Raw genomic sequence first — 16,388 nt, forward strand, 5'->3', positions numbered from 1 at the left:
AACATGACGATCGGAGATTACCGGTTCCTCGTGGCCGCGCGGGGCGTTCTCGGGACACCGGTCACGGCGCAGGCAGATAGGCCAGCTGGACCAGGCGTACGCCCTCGCGCCGGGTGACCAGCCGGCCGCGTCCCGGGGGCAGCGGGCCGGGCTTGACCGGGCCGACCAGCGCACCCTCGTCCGGGCTGCCCGCCATCACCAGCCCCGCGGTGGAGAGCTCACGCAGGCGCTGCGCCAGCGGCTCGTACTGGGCCCGTGCGGCACCGCCCGAGCGGCGGACGAGCACCAGGTGCAGGCCGACGTCCCGGGCGTGCGGCAGATGCTCCTCCAGGGCGCGCAGCGGGTTGGACGGCCCGCTGGCGACCAGGTCGTAGTCGTCGACCAGCACGAACAGCTCCGGCCCGGACCACCACGACCGTTGGCGCAGCTGGGCGGGCGTGACGTCGGGGCCGGGTGCCCGCGCCGCGATGTAGCCGGCGGCCGACTCGATCAGGTCGGTGGTGTACGCCGCGGCGGAGCCGTACCCGATCAGGTGCGACGACGCCGACTCGGTCATGTCCGCCAGGCCGCGGCGGTAGTCGACCAGGATCACCCGGGCCTGCTCGGGGGTGAACCGGGTCATGATCGAGGTGACCAGCGCGCGCACGAACGACGACTTGCCGCACTCGGCGTCGCCGAAGACCACGAAGTGCGGCTCGGTGGCGAAGTCCAGCACCACCGGGCGCAGGTCCGCCTCGGCGATCCCCACGGGAATGTGCAGGCCGGTGGCCGTCGCCAGGTCCAGCTCGGCGTACGGGAGCACCGGCGGGAGCAGCCGCACCGGGGGCGCGAGCGGGCCGGACCAGTTCCCGGCGGCCTGCTTGACCAGGTCAGTCGTGTCCCCACCGGAGGCGGCCAGCTGCGGCAGCACGGTGAGGAAGTGCAGGCTTTCCGCGGTGATGCCCCGGCCGGGGGTCTTCTCCGGCACGTTGGTCGCCGCCCGGCGGGCCACCAACGAGTCGGCCGGGTCGCCGAGGCGCAGCTCCAGCCGGGAACCGAAGAGGTCCCGGATGGCCGGCCGGAAGTCGAGCCAGCGCACCGCCGTCGCCACCACGTGCACCCCGTACGACAGGCCACGGGTGGCCAGGTCGGTGATGAGCGGCTCCAGGTCGTCGTACTCGCCGCGCAGCGTGGCCCAGCCGTCGACCACCAGGAACACGTCGCCGAACGGGTCGGCCCCGGGCTGGCCGGTGCCCGCCAGCGCGGCCCGGCGCTGCCGCCAGGCGGCCATCGACTCCACGCCCAGTTCGGCGAAGCGCCGTTCCCGGTCGACCAGCAGGGTGGCGATCTCGCCGACCGTACGCCGGACGGCCGTCGGGTCGGCGCGGCCGGTGACCCCGCCGACGTGCGGCAGGTCGCGCAGCGCGGCCAGCCCGCCGCCGCCGAAGTCGAGACAGTAGACCTGCACCTCGACCGGGGTGTGGGTGAGCGCCAGGGCGCAGATCAGCGTGCGCAGCGCCGTCGACTTGCCGCTCTGCGGCCCGCCGATCACCGCGACGTGGCCGGCGGCGCCGTCCAGCGCCAGCCAGAGCAGGTCGCGACGCTGCTCGAAGGGCTTGTCGACCACCGCGACCGGCACCTGGAGCGCGCCGTGCAGTTCCGGGTTGCCGAAGGTGAGACCGCGCGCCGGGTCGACGCCGACGGGCCCGAGCAGCTCGTCCAGCGCCGGCGCCCGGCCGAGCGGGGGGAGCCAGACCTGGTGGGCGGGCGGTCCCTGCCCCGCCAGCCGGTCGACCATCAGTTCCAGCAGGCTCTCCGTGCCGCCCTCGTCGGCGGTGGCGGGCAGGGCGGGCGGCCCGACCGGCTCCGGCTTGGGCACGAGGTGGGTGGAGAAGGAGAGCAGGCGCGGGGCCCCGGCACCGCCCGCGCCCGGTGCCGCGCCGCGACGGCGGAGCGTTCCCGAGACGTACGCGGCCTTGAACCGCACCAGCGGTTCGGTGCCGAAGCGCAGGTAGCCGTGGCCGGGGGAGCGGGGCAGCTCGTGCGCGTCCGGCACCCCGAGCACCGTGCGGGACTCCAGCGCCGAGAAGGTCCGCAGCCCGATCCGGTACGACAGGTGCGTGTCCAGCCCGCGCAGCCGACCCTCCTCCAGTCGCTGCGAGGCCAGCAGCAGGTGCACGCCGAGCGACCGGCCCAACCGGCCGATCTGCACGAACAGGTCGATGAAGTCGGGCTTTGCCGAGAGCAGCTCGGAGAACTCGTCGCAGATCAGCAGCAGCGACGGCAGCGGGGCGAGCGGGTTGCCGGCGGCCCGTGCCCGTTCGTAGTCGCGCAGGCTGGCGAAGTTGCCGGCCCGGCGCAGCAGCTCCTGGCGGCGGACCAGCTCGCCGTTGATGGCGTCGACCATCCGGTCGACCAGCGGCAGCGCGTCGGCCAGGTTGGTGATCACCGCGGCGGTGTGCGGCAGCCGGTCGAAGGAGGCGAAGGTCGCGCCGCCCTTGAAGTCGATCAGCACGAAGTTGAGCTGCTCCGAGCCGTGCGTGGCGGCCAGCCCGAGCACCAGCGTGCGCAGCAGCTCGGACTTGCCGGAACCGGTCGCCCCGATCAGCAGGCCGTGCGGCCCCATCCCGTCCTGCGCCGACTCCTTCAGGTCCAGCTCGATGGCGCCACCGTCGGCACCCACCCCGATCGGCACCCGCAGCCGCTCCCGCGCGGACCGGGGCACCCACCCCTGCTCGGCGGTGAAGCTCTCCGGGTCGCCGAGACCGAGCAACTCGGGCAGGCCCAGCTCGGCGCCCGGCGGGGCGTCCGGGCCACGGGCCGCGGTGGCCAGCCGCAGCGGGGCGAGCCGCCGGGCGACGGCCTCCGCGTCGACCGGGTCGAGCCGGTCCGCCGTACCCACCTCGGCGTGCCCGTCCGCGGAGTGGGAGTGCAGCCGGCCGTCGCGCAGCTCCAGCAGCAGCGCGAACCGGTCCAGCAGGCGCGGCGGCGGGGTGTCCAGGTCGATGATCGTGACGGCGTCGATGCCGCCGTCCCCGGTCAGGTCGGTAACTCCGGTCAGGTCGCCCCCGTCGAGCACCACCACCACGTGCGGGCCGTCGGTGGCCGGGCCGGCGGGGCTGAACCGGGACCGGCTGGCCAGCACCTCGTCCAGCAGCCCCTCCAGCTCGGCCCCCGCGCTGGTGACCAGCCGGACCGGGCCGAGCGCGTCGGTGCGGGTGGGGTGGTGGGCGTGCGGGAGCCACTTGACCCACTCCCAGGCGGCCCGCCGTTCCGGCCCGGCACAGACCGCGACGAGCAGTTCGTCCGGGGCGTGGAAGACGGCGAGCTGGGCGAGCATCGCCCGGGCCAGCGCCTGGGCCGCCGGTTCGCCGCCCGGGGCGGCCGTGGCGTCCCGCACGAAGACCCGGGCGAAGCTGCGCAGCGAGAGCGCCACCGGCAGGTCGGGCACCACGGAGTACGCGTCCAGGAACCGGCGCAGCGCGCCGGCGGTCATCGGCTCCAGCTCCTCAAGCGGGCGGGTGACCGGGGGGACCAGCGGGGTGGCGAGGGTCTGCGGGCCGACGGCGACCCGGATCACCGCGAAGTCCGGGTCGCCGGGGCGGCGTTCCCAGACCCGGTGGCTGTCGACGGTCGACCAGAGCCGGCCGGGATCCGGGTGCCGGTAGTAGAGCCCGGCGCGCTGCTGCCCGGCGGTCTGCCGGACCCGGCGTCGCAGCACGGTCAGGTGCCGCAGGTAGTCGCGCCGGGCGGCCATCATCTCCGACTTCTTCGGGGTGCCGGAGGCGCTGCCCCACGAGGTCATCAGCATGGCCAGGGAGGAGAGCCCGAACATTCCGCCGACCACGTAGGAGTACGCGCCCCCGCCGCGGCCGAACATCATCGCCATCGCCACGGTGCCGCCGAGCATGGGCAGCACCATGAGCAGCTGCTGCCAGCGTCCGCCGGTGACGGCGGGGATCTCCGGTGGCGCGCCCACGGGCAGCTCACCCACCGGGATCTCCGGTGCCGGTCGGCGGGGTGGCCGCTTGATGACGACAGTGGACACTCGACCTCCTGACAGCGCTCGGTAACCCGAGCCTGGCTCATGGTAGGTAAAGTCCTGTCGTCCGCGCAGCCACCAACCCCGCCGAATATGGAGATCACTCGATGAGCATCGGGCTGGCCCGGGTCACCATCAGCGCTCCCCAGCGGCGGGTGGACGTCGCCCTCCCCGAGCAGGTGCCCCTTGCCGAGCTGCTGCCCGAGGTGCTGCGGCACGCCGGTGAGGGGCTCGCCGACGACGGTGAACGGCACGGCGGCTGGGTGCTGCGGCGTACCGACGGCGCGGTGCTGGCCACCGCGCAGGCGCTGCTGCCGCAGGGGGTACGCGACGGCGAGGTGCTGCACCTGGTGCCGGCCCGCGCGCAGTGGCCCGAGCTGGAGTACGACGACGTGGCCGAGGCGATCGCCGACGGCGCCCGGCGGCGCGGCGGGGCCTGGTCACCCGCCGCCTCCCGGGCCGCCGCCCTGGCCGGGGCCGCCGTGCCGCTGGCCGTCGGGCTGCTCGCCGTGACGGCCGGCGGGCCGGCACCCGAGGCTGCCTGGCCGGCCGCCGCCGTGGTGGCGCTGCTGCTCACCCTCGCCGCAGTGGTGGCGTCCCGCGCCCACGCCGACGGGCCGGCGGGCGCGACCCTGGGCGGCTACGCCCTGCCGTACGCGGCAGTGGCGGGCGCCCTCGCGGTCAGCTCCGGCGACCCGGTCGGGCCAGTGCCGGGGCTGCGCTGGATCGGCGCGCCCGAACTGCTGTCCGGGTCGGTGTCGCTGCTGCTGGTGTCGGTGCTCGGGCTGGTCGGCGTCGCCACCCGGCTCCGGGTCTTCGTGGCGGGCGCCACCGCCGGGTTCGCCGGCGCGCTGGCCGCCCTCGGCGCACTGGTGCTGAGCCCGGCCGGTACGGCGGCGGTCCTGCTCTGCGTGCTGGTCTTCGCCGTGGGGGCGGTTCCGTTGCTGGCCATCCGGCTCGGCAAGGTGCCGCTGCCCCCGATCACCCTGCCGACCAGCGAGCCCGGCACCGAGCGCGCCCGCGACCTGCCCGACCGGGACCGGGTCTACGCGGCGGTGGCCCGCACCGAGGAGATGCTCACCGGGATGCTCCTCGGGCACGCCGTGCTGGCGGTCGCCGCCGCGGTGGTGCTGGGCCTCTCCGGCGGGGTCGCCGGCCGGCTGCTGGTGGCGGTCGCCGCGGCCGTGCTGCTGCTCCGCTCCCGGCTGTTCGTGTCCCTGCGCCACCGGGTGCCGACCGTCGCCGCAGGCCTCGCCGGGTACGCCGTGCTGGGCGCCGTGCTCGCCGGAGGCTCCGGCCCGACCGGTCGGCTCGCGCTGGTCGTGGGTGGGCTGGCGCTGGCCCTCGTGGCGGTGGCCGTCGGCACCACGTACGCCCGCCGGCCGGTCTCGCCGTACGTCGGCCGGATCGCGGACCTGACCGACATCGCCCTGGTGGTGTCGGTGGTGCCCGTCGCCTGCGCGGTGCTCGACCTGTACGAACGGGCCCGGGGGCTGCTCGGCTGAGCGGCCCCCGGGCCCGTCGGTGGTCGGTGCCGGGTCAGTGCGTGGACTCGCCGCGCGCCTCGGCCTCCCGGGCGCGCCGGTACGACGCCGCGATCTCCGCCTCGGCCTCGATCCGCCCCACCCACGTGGCGCCCTCGACCGACTTGCCGGGCTCCAGGTCCTTGTAGACCTCGAAGAAGTGCTGGATCTCCAGCCGGTCGAACTCGCCGAGGTGGTGGATGTCGCGCAGGTGCTCCTGGCGCGGGTCCTCGTAGGGCACGCAGAGGACCTTGTCGTCGCCGCCCTTCTCGTCCGTCATCCGGAACATGCCGATGGTGCGGCACCGGATCAGGCAGCCCGGGAAGGTGGGCTCGGGGACCAGTACGAGCGCGTCCAACGGGTCGCCGTCCTCGCCCAGTGTGCCCTCGATGAAGCCGTAGTCGGCCGGGTACTGCGTGGAGGTGAAGAGGGTACGGTCCAGCCGGATCCGGCCGGTCACGTGGTCGACCTCGTACTTGTTGCGGTGCCCCTTGGGGATCTCAACCGTAACGTCGAAATCCATCTGCACGCTCCCTCGTTTGCCCACGTTGGCCAACGGAAACCAGCGGCACGCCGCTCCCGCCCGGGTGATGCCCACCCGCAGGCTCCGGCCGCCGCATAGTGTTCGGACCGAAGTAGTGTCACCCAAGCAGATTTTCGCGGGGGGAGGAGGGGGCCGTGGGGAGGGAAGATTCACACTACCGCCCGGATGCCGGTGCTGGACGGGGTACCGGGCGGTCTGCTTCCGGCAGGGCCACCGGGCGCGTCCCGGTGCCCGACGCCCACTTTCCCCATCCGCCGGCCTCCCCGGGCGACCACGACCTGACCCCCGGCCCGAACCCGGGCAACGGCGGTCCGGCCGGTCCCGTGGCAGGTGACGGCGGCCAGGCGGGTCCGCCGGGCCAGGACTTCCGGCCCCAGTCGAACGATCTCTGGGCCGCCGCCGCGGCCCGCCCTGCCGGCGGCCCGCCCGGCCGGGGCCAGACTCCGCCGATCGAGGCTTCCGCGCCGCCGCCGCCGCGCCGCCGGACCCTGCCCGTGGTGCTGGCCGGGGTGGTCGTGCTCGTGCTGGCCGCAGTCGGGATCGCCGTGGTCCGTCCGGGGCCGGTGGCGGAGTGGCTGGGCGGCGAGCCCGCCGACCGGGGGGCCGCCGCGCAGCCGGCGGAACCGGCGCCCGCGGCAGTGCTGGCCGGCGCGGACGCGAACGCCCCGGTGCCCACCCCCGAGGGTGTACGCGCCGCGCTCGCCCCGCTCGTGGACGTGCCCGCTCTCGGCGACCGGGTCCACGTCTCGGTGGCCGACGTGGCCACCGGCAAGCCGCTCTTCGGCCGGGGCGAGGACGACGGCACGGTGCCCGCATCCGTGACCAAGCTGGTCACCGGGGTGACGGTGCTCGCCGCGCGCGGCGCGGCGTACCGCATCCCGACCCGGGCCGTGGCCGGCGAGTCCCCGGGCGAGGTGGTGATCGTCGGCGGCGGCGACCCCACGCTGGCGGTCGACAAGAAGGGCTTCTACCCGGGCGCGGCCCGCCTGGACGACCTGGCCGGCCAGGTGCGTGACGCCCTCGGCGGCACGAAGCCGACGAAGGTGACGGTCGACTCGTCGCTCTACTCGGGCCCGGTCTTCGAGCCGGGTTGGGACGACGACATCCCCACCGGCGGCTACGGCGGCGCGATCACGGCGCTGATGACCGACGGGGCCCGCAGCGACGTGACCCGCGCCAAGAAGGACGAGGCGGCCGGCAACCACTGGGCCGAGCGGGTGTCGCAGCCCGACCTCTCGGCCGGCAGGGCCTTCGCCCGCCTGCTGGGCGTGCCGGCCGACGCGGTCAAGCGCGGCACCGCCCCTGCCGCCGGCACCGCGACCTCGGGTCCCGGCACCGAACTGGGCAAGGTCGAGTCGCTGCCGATGGTCCGGCTCGTCGACATCATGATCAGCGACAGCGACAACATCATCGCCGAGGCGCTGGCCCGGCAGGTCGCGCTGGCCCGCAACGAGCCCGCATCGTTCGTCGGTGCCGGCGCGGCGATGGACGCCGTGGCCGGCGAGCTCGGCCTGCCGGCCGACGAACTCACCCTCGCCGACGGCAGCGGCCTGTCGCGCAGCAACCGGATCAGCCCCTCGCTGCTCACCGACCTGATCGCGCTCGCCGGTGCGGGCAGCCGCTCCGAACTGGCCGCGATCTTCGGCGGCCTGCCCGTCGCCGACTGGTCCGGCACGCTCGCCGAACGGTACGGGACGGCGGCGACAAAGGCCGGCGCCGGAGTGGTCCGGGCCAAGACCGGGACGCTGACCAAGGTGCACGCCATCGCCGGCCTGGTCAGCACGGCCGACGGGCGGCTGCTCACCTTCGCGGTGCTCACCGACGCGGTGCCCCCGGACGGGCTGACGGCCGCCCGGGTGGCGCTGGACCGGATCGGCGCCGCCCTGGCCAACTGCGGCTGCCGCTGAGCCCATGGCCGGCTGCGGCCTGATCGGCGGCCGGCTGTGGCCTGACCGGCGTCGATCGCCCGGCGCGAGCCCGGGCCGGGGTGTCGCGGCGCGGGTACGGTGGGGTACATGGCGCAGTTCGTGGACTGGGATCTGGCCGCCGCGACCGCGGGGGCGCTGAGCAAGTCGGGCCCCCGGGTGTCGTACACCGAGGCCACCGACGTGGTCGGTGAGCTGCGGCGGTTGACCGACGAGGCGGCGGGGCACGTCGCCGACTACACGGGACTGCGCTCGCAGGTGTCCCACCCGCCGGTGCGGGTGGTGGACCGGCGGGACTGGGCGGCGACCAACATCGCCGGCTTGCGCGAGGTGATCACCCCGCTCGTCGGCCGGCTGACCAAGGACAAGCAGCCCGGCGCGCTGACCGAGGCGATCGGCTCGCGGGTCACCGGCGTGCAGGCCGGCACCGTGCTGGCCTACCTCTCCGGCCGGGTCCTCGGCCAGTACGAGGTCTTCTCCGCCGACCCGGGGCAACTGCTGCTGGTCGCGCCGAACATCGTCGAGGTGGAGCGCAAGCTGGGGGCCGACCCGCGGGACTTCCGGCTCTGGGTCTGCCTGCACGAGGTGACCCACCGCACCCAGTTCACCGCCGTGCCGTGGATGCGGGCGTACTTCCTCAGCGAGGTGCAGGCCTTCGTGGACGCCTCGTCGAGTGGCGGTGACCACCTGCTGGAGCGGCTACGCCGGGGCGTGGCCACGCTCTCCGACGCGGTGAAGGACCCGGAGAGCCGCACCAGCGTGCTGGACATCGTCCAGACCCCGGCGCAGCGGGCCGTGCTGGACCGGCTCACCGCGCTGATGACCCTGTTGGAGGGGCACGCCGAGTTCGTCATGGACGGCGTCGGCCCGCAGGTGGTCCCGAGTGTCGAGCGGATCCGGGCGGCGTTCAACCGGCGCCGGGAGGCCGGCAACCCGCTGGAGAAGGCGATTCGCCGGCTGCTCGGCGTGGAGGTCAAGATGCGCCAGTACGCCGAGGGCCGCAAGTTCGTGCACGGCGTGGTCGACCGGGTCGGCATGGAGGGCTTCAACAAGATCTTCGGCTCGCCGCTCACCCTGCCCCGGCTGGACGAGCTCGGCGACCCGGACGCCTGGGTGGCGCGGGTGCACGGGCCGATCGGCCCGGCCCCGACCGTCGGCTGACCGTACGCCTGTGGCCGCGCTCGCCCCACCGGTGGCCGCGATCCGGGTCGCGGTCCGTCGGGCGTTGGCCGACCTGGCGCCCGGAGGGCCGGTGCTGGTCGCCTGCTCGGGCGGCGCGGACTCGCTCGCGCTGGCCGCCGCCGCCGCCTTCGTGGCACCCCGCCTGGGCCGCGCCGCCGGCCTGGTGACGGTCGACCACGGCCTCCAGGAGGGTTCGGCGCGGCGGGCCGCGGCGGTGGTGACGTGGGCCCGCGAGGTCGGCCTGGCACCGGTCGAGTCGGTACGGGTCGAGGTGGCCGGGAGACCGGGCGGGCCCGAGGCAGCCGCCCGGGAGGCCCGCTACCGGGCGCTCGCCGACGTGGCCGGCCGGCTCGGGGCGGCGGCCCTGCTCACCGGGCACACCCGCGACGACCAGGCGGAGACCGTGCTGCTCGCGCTCGCCCGGGGCTCCGGCCCGCGCGGCCTGGCCGGGATGCCCGCCCGACGGGACCTCGACGGGGTGCCGCTGCTGCGCCCACTGCTGGAGGTCGGCCGGGAGCAGACCCGCACGGCGTGCGCGGTGCTCGGGCTGAGCCCGTGGGAGGATCCGCACAACGCCGACCCGTCGTACGCCCGGTCCCGGGTCCGGGCCGACGTCCTGCCCGCCCTGGTCCGCGCGCTCGGGCCGGGGGTGCTGGACAACCTGGCCCGGACCGCCCGGCTGGTGGCGGCGGACAACGCCGTCCTCGACGAGCTGGCGGGCGCCGCGCTGGTCGACGTCCGCCACCCGGACGGAGGGCTCTCGGTGGGGGCGTTGGCCGATCTCCGACCCGCGGTGCGTGGTCGGGTGCTGCACGCCTGGGCCCGGGAGCTGGGTGCCCCGCCCACCGCACTGTCGCACCGGCACGTGACCGCACTGGACGCGCTGGTCACCGGCTGGCGGGGGCAGGGGGCGGCGCACCTGCCGGGCGGGCTTCGGGTGCTCCGCCGCGACGGCCGGCTCGTCACCATCGACATCCGCTGATCGGCTCCACCCGGAAACCGGGGCCCGGTTCCGGGGCCGCGGGATCCGCCGGTAGGCGGTAGACATGGCGCATGGCGTACCCCCGACTGCCGCTCTACGCGCCGCACGGCGCGGTCGCGACGAGCCAGCCGCTGGCCGCGGCGGCCGGCCTGGCCGTGCTGCGACGCGGCGGCAACGCCGTCGACGCGGCGCTGGCCGCCGCGATCACCCTGACCGTGGTGCAACCCCCGTCCAACGACATCGGCGGCGACCTGTTCGCGATCGTCTGGGACGGCGAGCGGCTGCACGGCCTCAACGCCTCCGGCCGGTCCCCTGCGGCCCTGACCCGCGAGGCGGTGCTCGCCGCGACCGGGGAGCTTGGCGCGGATCCGGTCGACGCACTGGGCGGCGCGCAGCGGACGGGGCCGGCGATGCCCGCCCGGGGCTGGCTCCCGGTGACCGTGCCCGGCGCGCCGGCCGGCTGGCGTGACCTGCACGACCGGTTCGGCTCGCTGCCCTTCGCCGAGCTCTTCGCCGACGCGATCGGGTACGCCGGGCACGGCTACCCAGTCTCTCCGGGCGTGGCGATGATCTGGTCCCGTGCGCTTGCCGCGCACGCCGGCTCGTCTGGCGCGGAGTTCGCGGAGTTCGACCGGGTGTTCGCGCCCGGCGGCCGGGCGCCCCGGGCGGGGGAGCGGTGGCGCAACCCGGACGCGGCGCGCACCCTGCGGCTGATCGCCGACACCGGGGCGGAGGACTTCTACCGGGGCGGGATCGCGGAGGCGCTGGCCACGCACGCGGCCCGCACCGGCGGCCTCCTCACCGGCGACGACCTGGCCCGACACCGCTCGACCTGGGTGACCCCGGTGTCCGCCCGCTACCGGGGCCACGAGGTCTGGGAGCTGCCGCCCAACGGGCAGGGCCTGGCGGCGCTGCTGGCGCTGCACATCCTGGACGGGGCGGAACTGGCGGGGCTGCCGCTTGCCGAACGGCTGCACCGGCAGATCGAGGCGACGAAGCTCGGCTTCGCCGACGCGCACGCCCACGTCGCCGACCCGGATCGGGTGTCGGTGCCGACAAAGGCGCTGCTCTCGCCGGAGTACGCGGCGGCCCGGCGCGCGCTGATCACCGAGCGGGCGGGGGAGCCGACCGCCGGCGACCCGGAGCGCGGCGGCACGGTCTATCTCTGCACCGCCGACGCCGGCGGCATGATGGTCAGCCTGATCCAGTCGACCTACCTGGCTTTCGGCTCGCGCGTGGTGCTGCCCGGGCACGGCTTCGCCCTGCAGAACAGGGGGCTCGGGTTCCGCCTCGACCCCGCGCATCCCAACGTGGTGGGTCCGGGGAAGCGGCCGTACCACACCATCATCCCCGGCTTCCTGACCCGGGACGGGCGGCCCGTGGGTCCGTTCGGGGTGATGGGCGGGCACATGCAGCCGCAGGGGCACGTGCAGTTGATCTCGGCGACCCTGGACGGCGGGCTCGACCCGCAGGCGGCCCTGGACGCGCCGCGCTGGTACTGGCACGCCGGCCGCTCGATGCTGGTCGAGCCGGAACTGGTCGCCACCGCCGAGGGACGGGCCGCGGTCGACGAGCTGCGGGCCCGGGGCCACGAGATCGCCGTCGCCGAGGAGCCGACGGTCTTCGGGCACGGGCAGGCGATCTGGAGACTGCCGGACGGCGGTTACGTGGTCGGCTCGGAACCCCGGGTGGGCGGCGGGATGCTCGGCTGGTGACGGGGGTCAGGCCTCCAGCCGGTCCCGGAAGGTGGCCCGGTAGGTGTGCGGGGTGGCGCCGACCCGGCGGGCGAAGTGGTGCCGCAGCGCCGCCGAGTCGCCGAAGCCAGCCCGGTCGGCGACGGCCTCGACGCTGAGCCCGGTCTCCTCCAGCAGCCGTCGGGCCAGCAGCACCCGCTGGTTGGTCAGCCAGTCGTGCGGCGTGGTGCCGGTCTCGGCGCGGAACCGCCGGGCGAACGTGCGTGGCGACATCTCCGCCCGGGTGGCCAGCTCGTCGACGGTGACCGGGCGGTCGAGGTGCCCCATCAGCCACTCCAGCACCGGCTCCAGGGTCGGCGCCTCGGGGGTCTTCGGGATGGGCACCTCGATGTACTGCGCCTGCCCGCCGTCGCGATGTGGGGGCACCACCATCCGGCGGGCCAGCCGGGTGGCCGTCGCCGAGCCGTGTTCCTGGCGGACCAGGTGCAGGCAGGCGTCGATGCCGGCCGCCGTGCCGGCGCTGGTGACCAGCCGGTCGTCCTGCACGTACAGCGAGTTGCAGCGGACCCTGGCGGTCGGGTGGCGGCGTTGCAGCTCGTCGACGTACCGCCAGTGGGTGGTGCACTCCCGGCCGTCGAGCAGGCCGGCCTGGCCCAGCACGAACGCGCCCGAGCAGACGCTGAACACGTACGCCCCGCGATCGGCGGCCCGGCGCAACGCGTCGAGGACGGAGGCAGGGACGACGGTGCCCTGCTGGTGGGCCGGGACGGCGACCAGGTCGGCCTCGTCGATGGGGCCGAGATCCGTGTGCGGGGTCAGGTGGAAGCCCGACGAGGTGCGGACCGGGGCCCCGTCGGGGCTGCACACGTGGAAGCGGTAGCCGGGGAACCCGTCGGGGGTGCGGTCGGTCCCGAAGACCTCGGCGAGGACGCCGAGCTCGAACGTGGCGACCCGGTCCAGGGCGAGGACGGCGACCGATCTGAGCATGTGACGAGGGTAACCGCGTGGGTGGCAGGAAATCGAGGATGCGTGGCATTCCTGCCACTGTCCGGGCGGTTCCGGTCGACGGAGACTGGTTCCAGTCCGGTGCGCGCCGGCGGCGAAACCGACAGCAACCATGTGAAAGCGAGCGCCGCCATGGAGATCCTGCTCTTCCTGCTCTTCGTCGTCGTCCTCGCCGTGGCGTCGGCCGCCGGCATCACCGCCGACAGCCGGGACTCGGCCGACTGGAAGCCGTCCGATGACGGTCACCGCTGGCGGTCACGCATCTGCTGAGGTGTTTGGCCGGCTTCGTGGAGTTCATCCGGACAGGGGCCGTGCCCGGAAGGGGCGGCCCCGCCGACGGAGGCCATCCGGCGTACGGCAGGCTAGGAGCCATGGCTGACGGCTCCTGGTACGACGCCGACATCGACCACGTGATCATCTCCGAGGCGCAGATCCGCGAGAAGACCGCGGAACTCGCCAAGCAGGTCTCGGCGGACTACGCCGACGTCGATGACGGGCTTCTGTTGGTCTGCGTCCTCAAGGGCGCGGTGATGTTCATGGCCGACTTCGCCCGGGCGCTGGGTCGCAGCGGTCCGCCCGCCGAGCTCGAGTTCATGGCGGTCTCCTCGTACGGCCAGGGCACCACCTCCTCCGGGGTGGTCCGCATCCTCAAGGACCTGGACCGGGACATCGCCGGCCGGCACGTGGTCGTGGTCGAGGACATCGTCGACTCCGGCCTGACCCTGTCCTGGCTGCTGCGCTACCTGGAGTCCCGCTCGGCCGCGAGCGTCGAGGTGGTCGCGCTGTTCCGCAAGCCCGACGCGGTCAAGGTGCCGGTGCCGGTGAAGTACGTCGGCTTCGACATCCCCACCGAGTTCGTCGTCGGCTACGGCCTCGACTTCGGCGAGCGCTACCGCGAGGTGCCCTACGTCGGCGTCCTCAAGCCCGAGGTGTACGCCCGGGCCTGAGCCCTCCTCACCCCGGGCCGAGCCCCGGGCCGGGTCCGAGCCCCCCTCGCATCGGCGGCCGTCGAGCGGACGTTCAGCGGGCTCCCAGCGAATCGGTCTACGGTATAGGCCGGTGGCGTGGAGGCACTCTCCGCGCCCGACCACTCCAGCCGCGGGACCGGGCGGACGGGGGGCCGGGCGGGGAGTTCCCGTCACGCCGGCTGGACCCGGTTCGCCCTACGCGTAATTGTTGGGCTCGCAGGCTCGCTCCGCGCGCGAAGATGTTCGGATCGTGCGCGATCGTGGGGCTGGCAGGCTCGCTCGGTGCGCGCACAGCTGTTTCCTTTGTGTGCGACTGCGGGGCTCGCAAGCTCACTCCTCGCGTGCACGGTGTACCGTCGAATGACCGCGGCGCGGCAGTTTCGTGCCTCGGGGTCGAGTCGGCCCGCACGGCGGCTCCGGCCGCCGCCGCAGGCGGCGACACCATCAGACGGTCAGGACGTCGATCAGGAGGATGCGGGCGCCTCGGCGCTCGACAACAGCATGGAACGTACGCGTTTCTTCCGCCGACCGGTGGTCTGGATCATCCTGGTCATCCTCGGCGCCGTTGTGCTCAGTCAACTGTTCACCGCTGGTCCCAGCTACCACCGGGTGGACACGTCCGTTGCGCTCGACCAGCTCAACAAGGGCGGCATCGACAAGGTCGTCTTCCAGGACAAGGAGCAGACGCTCCAGCTCGACCTGAAGGACAAGGCCAAGTTCGGTGACACCAACACCGACCGGATCGAGGCGCAGTTCCCCTACGAGGTCGGCGGCGAGGTCTGGAACGAGGTCCTCGAGGCCAAGGCGAACAACCGGGTCACCGGCCCGGCCGACGCCAAGGTGTCGTCCGACAGCATCTGGGTGAGCCTGCTGGTCAACCTGCTCCCGATCGCCCTGCTGGTGCTCCTGCTGCTCTTCTTCATGTCGCAGATGCAGGGCGGCGGCTCCCGGGTGCTCAACTTCGGCAAGTCCAAGGCGAAGATGATCACCAAGGACACGCCGAAGACCACCTTCGCGGACGTGGCCGGCGCCGAGGAGGCCGTCGAGGAACTGCACGAGATCAAGGACTTCCTGCAGAACCCGGCGAAGTACCAGGCGCTGGGCGCCAAGATCCCGAAGGGCGTCCTGCTCTTCGGCCCGCCCGGCACCGGCAAGACGCTGCTGGCCCGCGCCGTCGCCGGCGAGGCCGGGGTGCCGTTCTACTCGATCTCCGGCTCGGACTTCGTGGAGATGTTCGTCGGTGTCGGCGCCAGCCGGGTCCGCGACCTCTTCGAGCAGGCCAAGGCGAACGCCCCGGCGATCGTCTTCGTCGACGAGATCGACGCCGTCGGTCGCCACCGCGGCGCCGGCATGGGCGGCGGTCACGACGAGCGTGAGCAGACGCTCAACCAGCTCCTCGTCGAGATGGACGGCTTCGACACGAAGGGCGGGGTCATCCTGATCGCCGCCACCAACCGGCCGGACATCCTCGACCCGGCGCTGCTGCGCCCGGGCCGCTTCGACCGGCAGATTCCGGTGGACGCCCCCGACATGGAGGGCCGCAAGGCGATCCTGCGGGTGCACGCCAAGGGCAAGCCGTTCACCCCCGACGTCGACCTCGACGCGGTGGCCCGGCGCACCCCGGGCTTCAGCGGCGCCGACCTGGCCAACGTGATCAACGAGTCCGCGCTGCTCACGGCCCGCAAGGACCAGCGGGCGATCAGCAACGACTCCCTGGAGGAGTCGATCGACCGGGTGATCGCCGGTCCGCAGCGGCGTACCCGGGTGATGAGCGACCAGGAGAAGAAGATCACCGCGTACCACGAGGGTGGGCACGCGCTGGTCGCCTGGGCGCTGCCGCACGCCGCGCCGGTGCACAAGGTGACGATCCTGTCCCGCGGCCGGTCGCTGGGCCACACCCTGGTCCTCCCCACCGAGGACAAGTACACCCAGACCCGCGCCGAGATGGTCGACACCCTGGCGTACGCGCTGGGCGGCCGGGCCGCCGAGGAGTTGGTCTTCCACGAGCCGACCACCGGTGCCGGCAACGACATCGAGAAGGCCACCCAGCTGGCCCGCGCGATGATCACGCAGTACGGCATGAGCTCCAAGCTCGGCGCGATCAAGTACGGCACCAGCGGCGACGAGCCGTTCCTCGGTCGCAACATGGGCCACGAGCGGGACTACTCCGACACCGTCGCCGCCGAGATCGACGGCGAGATGCGGGCGCTGATCGAGCTGGCCCACGACGAGGCCTGGGAGATCCTGGTGGAATACCGGGACGTCTTGGACAACATCGTGCTGGAGCTGATGGAGAAGGAGACCCTCTCCACCGCCGACATGGCCCGGATCTGCGCCCGGGTGGCCAAGCGCCCGCCGATGGCGCCGTACAACGGCTTCGGCAAGCGTCAGCCCTCCACCGAGCCGCCCGTGCTCACGCCGGCGGAGAAGGACGCGCTCAAGGTGCAGGCCGAGGCCGACGGCGCCCAGGCGACGGTGGGTGGCAGCACCTCGAACAACTCCAACAACTCGGACGGCACGCACTGAGCACCGACCCGACGGCCA

Annotated in this window: 11 protein-coding genes; 8 read left to right on the forward strand and 3 right to left on the reverse strand. The window is 74.2% G+C overall.

Annotation, left to right across the window (positions count from 1 at the left end; translation table 11 throughout):
- Positions 1-61: 61 nt before the first annotated feature.
- The gene (gene eccCa / locus AB0D32_RS24595; RefSeq protein WP_357094659.1) at positions 62-4,027 is read right to left on the reverse strand and encodes a type VII secretion protein EccCa; all 3,966 of its coding nucleotides are present in this window, start codon (positions 4,025-4,027) and stop codon (positions 62-64) included.
- 101 nt (positions 4,028-4,128) lie between these two features.
- Here eccCa and eccD point away from each other — a divergent pair, with 101 nt between their 5' ends.
- Complete coding sequence (eccD, locus tag AB0D32_RS24600) at positions 4,129-5,526, forward strand: type VII secretion integral membrane protein EccD (RefSeq protein WP_357094662.1); 1,398 nt, start codon at positions 4,129-4,131, stop codon at positions 5,524-5,526.
- 34 nt (positions 5,527-5,560) lie between these two features.
- Here the strand turns inward: eccD and AB0D32_RS24605 are convergent, their stop codons facing one another.
- On the reverse strand, positions 5,561-6,067 hold the full coding sequence (locus tag AB0D32_RS24605; protein WP_357094665.1) for an inorganic diphosphatase: 507 nt from the start codon (positions 6,065-6,067) through the stop codon (positions 5,561-5,563).
- 470 nt (positions 6,068-6,537) lie between these two features.
- On the opposite strand from AB0D32_RS24605, the gene dacB reads away from it, so the two are divergent.
- The 4 genes from dacB (at position 6,538) to AB0D32_RS24625 (ending at position 11,892) form a co-directional block, all read left to right on the forward strand.
- On the forward strand, positions 6,538-7,995 hold the full coding sequence (gene dacB, locus AB0D32_RS24610) for a D-alanyl-D-alanine carboxypeptidase/D-alanyl-D-alanine-endopeptidase (RefSeq protein ID WP_357094797.1): 1,458 nt from the start codon (positions 6,538-6,540) through the stop codon (positions 7,993-7,995).
- Positions 7,996-8,103: 108 nt separating this feature from the next.
- Positions 8,104-9,174, forward strand: coding sequence for a zinc-dependent metalloprotease (locus tag AB0D32_RS24615; protein WP_357094668.1), 1,071 nt, complete (start codon positions 8,104-8,106; stop codon positions 9,172-9,174).
- A 10-nt stretch (positions 9,175-9,184) separates the two neighbouring features.
- Positions 9,185-10,177 carry a tRNA lysidine(34) synthetase TilS gene (gene tilS / locus AB0D32_RS24620; protein WP_357094672.1) on the forward strand — a complete coding sequence of 331 codons (993 nt, stop codon included), beginning with the start codon at positions 9,185-9,187 and terminating at the stop codon, positions 10,175-10,177.
- A gap of 71 nt (positions 10,178-10,248) precedes the next feature.
- Entirely contained in the window at positions 10,249-11,892 is a 1,644-nt protein-coding gene (locus AB0D32_RS24625; protein ID WP_357094675.1) for a gamma-glutamyltransferase family protein, read from the forward strand.
- Positions 11,893-11,898: 6 nt separating this feature from the next.
- Here the strand turns inward: AB0D32_RS24625 and AB0D32_RS24630 are convergent, their stop codons facing one another.
- Positions 11,899-12,858: a helix-turn-helix domain-containing protein gene (locus AB0D32_RS24630; protein WP_357094678.1), complete on the reverse strand. Its 960-nt coding sequence runs from the start codon at positions 12,856-12,858 to the stop codon at positions 11,899-11,901.
- A gap of 150 nt (positions 12,859-13,008) precedes the next feature.
- Between AB0D32_RS24630 and AB0D32_RS24635 the strand changes: the two genes are divergently transcribed.
- The 3 genes from AB0D32_RS24635 (at position 13,009) to ftsH (ending at position 16,370) form a co-directional block, all read left to right on the forward strand.
- Positions 13,009-13,146, forward strand: coding sequence for a hypothetical protein (locus AB0D32_RS24635; RefSeq protein ID WP_357094681.1), 138 nt, complete (start codon positions 13,009-13,011; stop codon positions 13,144-13,146).
- Between the two features lie 101 nt (positions 13,147-13,247).
- Positions 13,248-13,823: a hypoxanthine phosphoribosyltransferase gene (hpt, locus tag AB0D32_RS24640; protein WP_091626472.1), complete on the forward strand. Its 576-nt coding sequence runs from the start codon at positions 13,248-13,250 to the stop codon at positions 13,821-13,823.
- Positions 13,824-14,345: 522 nt separating this feature from the next.
- Positions 14,346-16,370 carry an ATP-dependent zinc metalloprotease FtsH gene (ftsH, locus tag AB0D32_RS24645; protein ID WP_357094686.1) on the forward strand — a complete coding sequence of 675 codons (2,025 nt, stop codon included), beginning with the start codon at positions 14,346-14,348 and terminating at the stop codon, positions 16,368-16,370.
- Positions 16,371-16,388: the final 18 nt, after the last annotated feature.

It is taken from the genome of Micromonospora sp. NPDC048170, assembly GCF_040652795.1.
Classification (GTDB): Bacteria; Actinomycetota; Actinomycetes; order Mycobacteriales; family Micromonosporaceae; genus Micromonospora.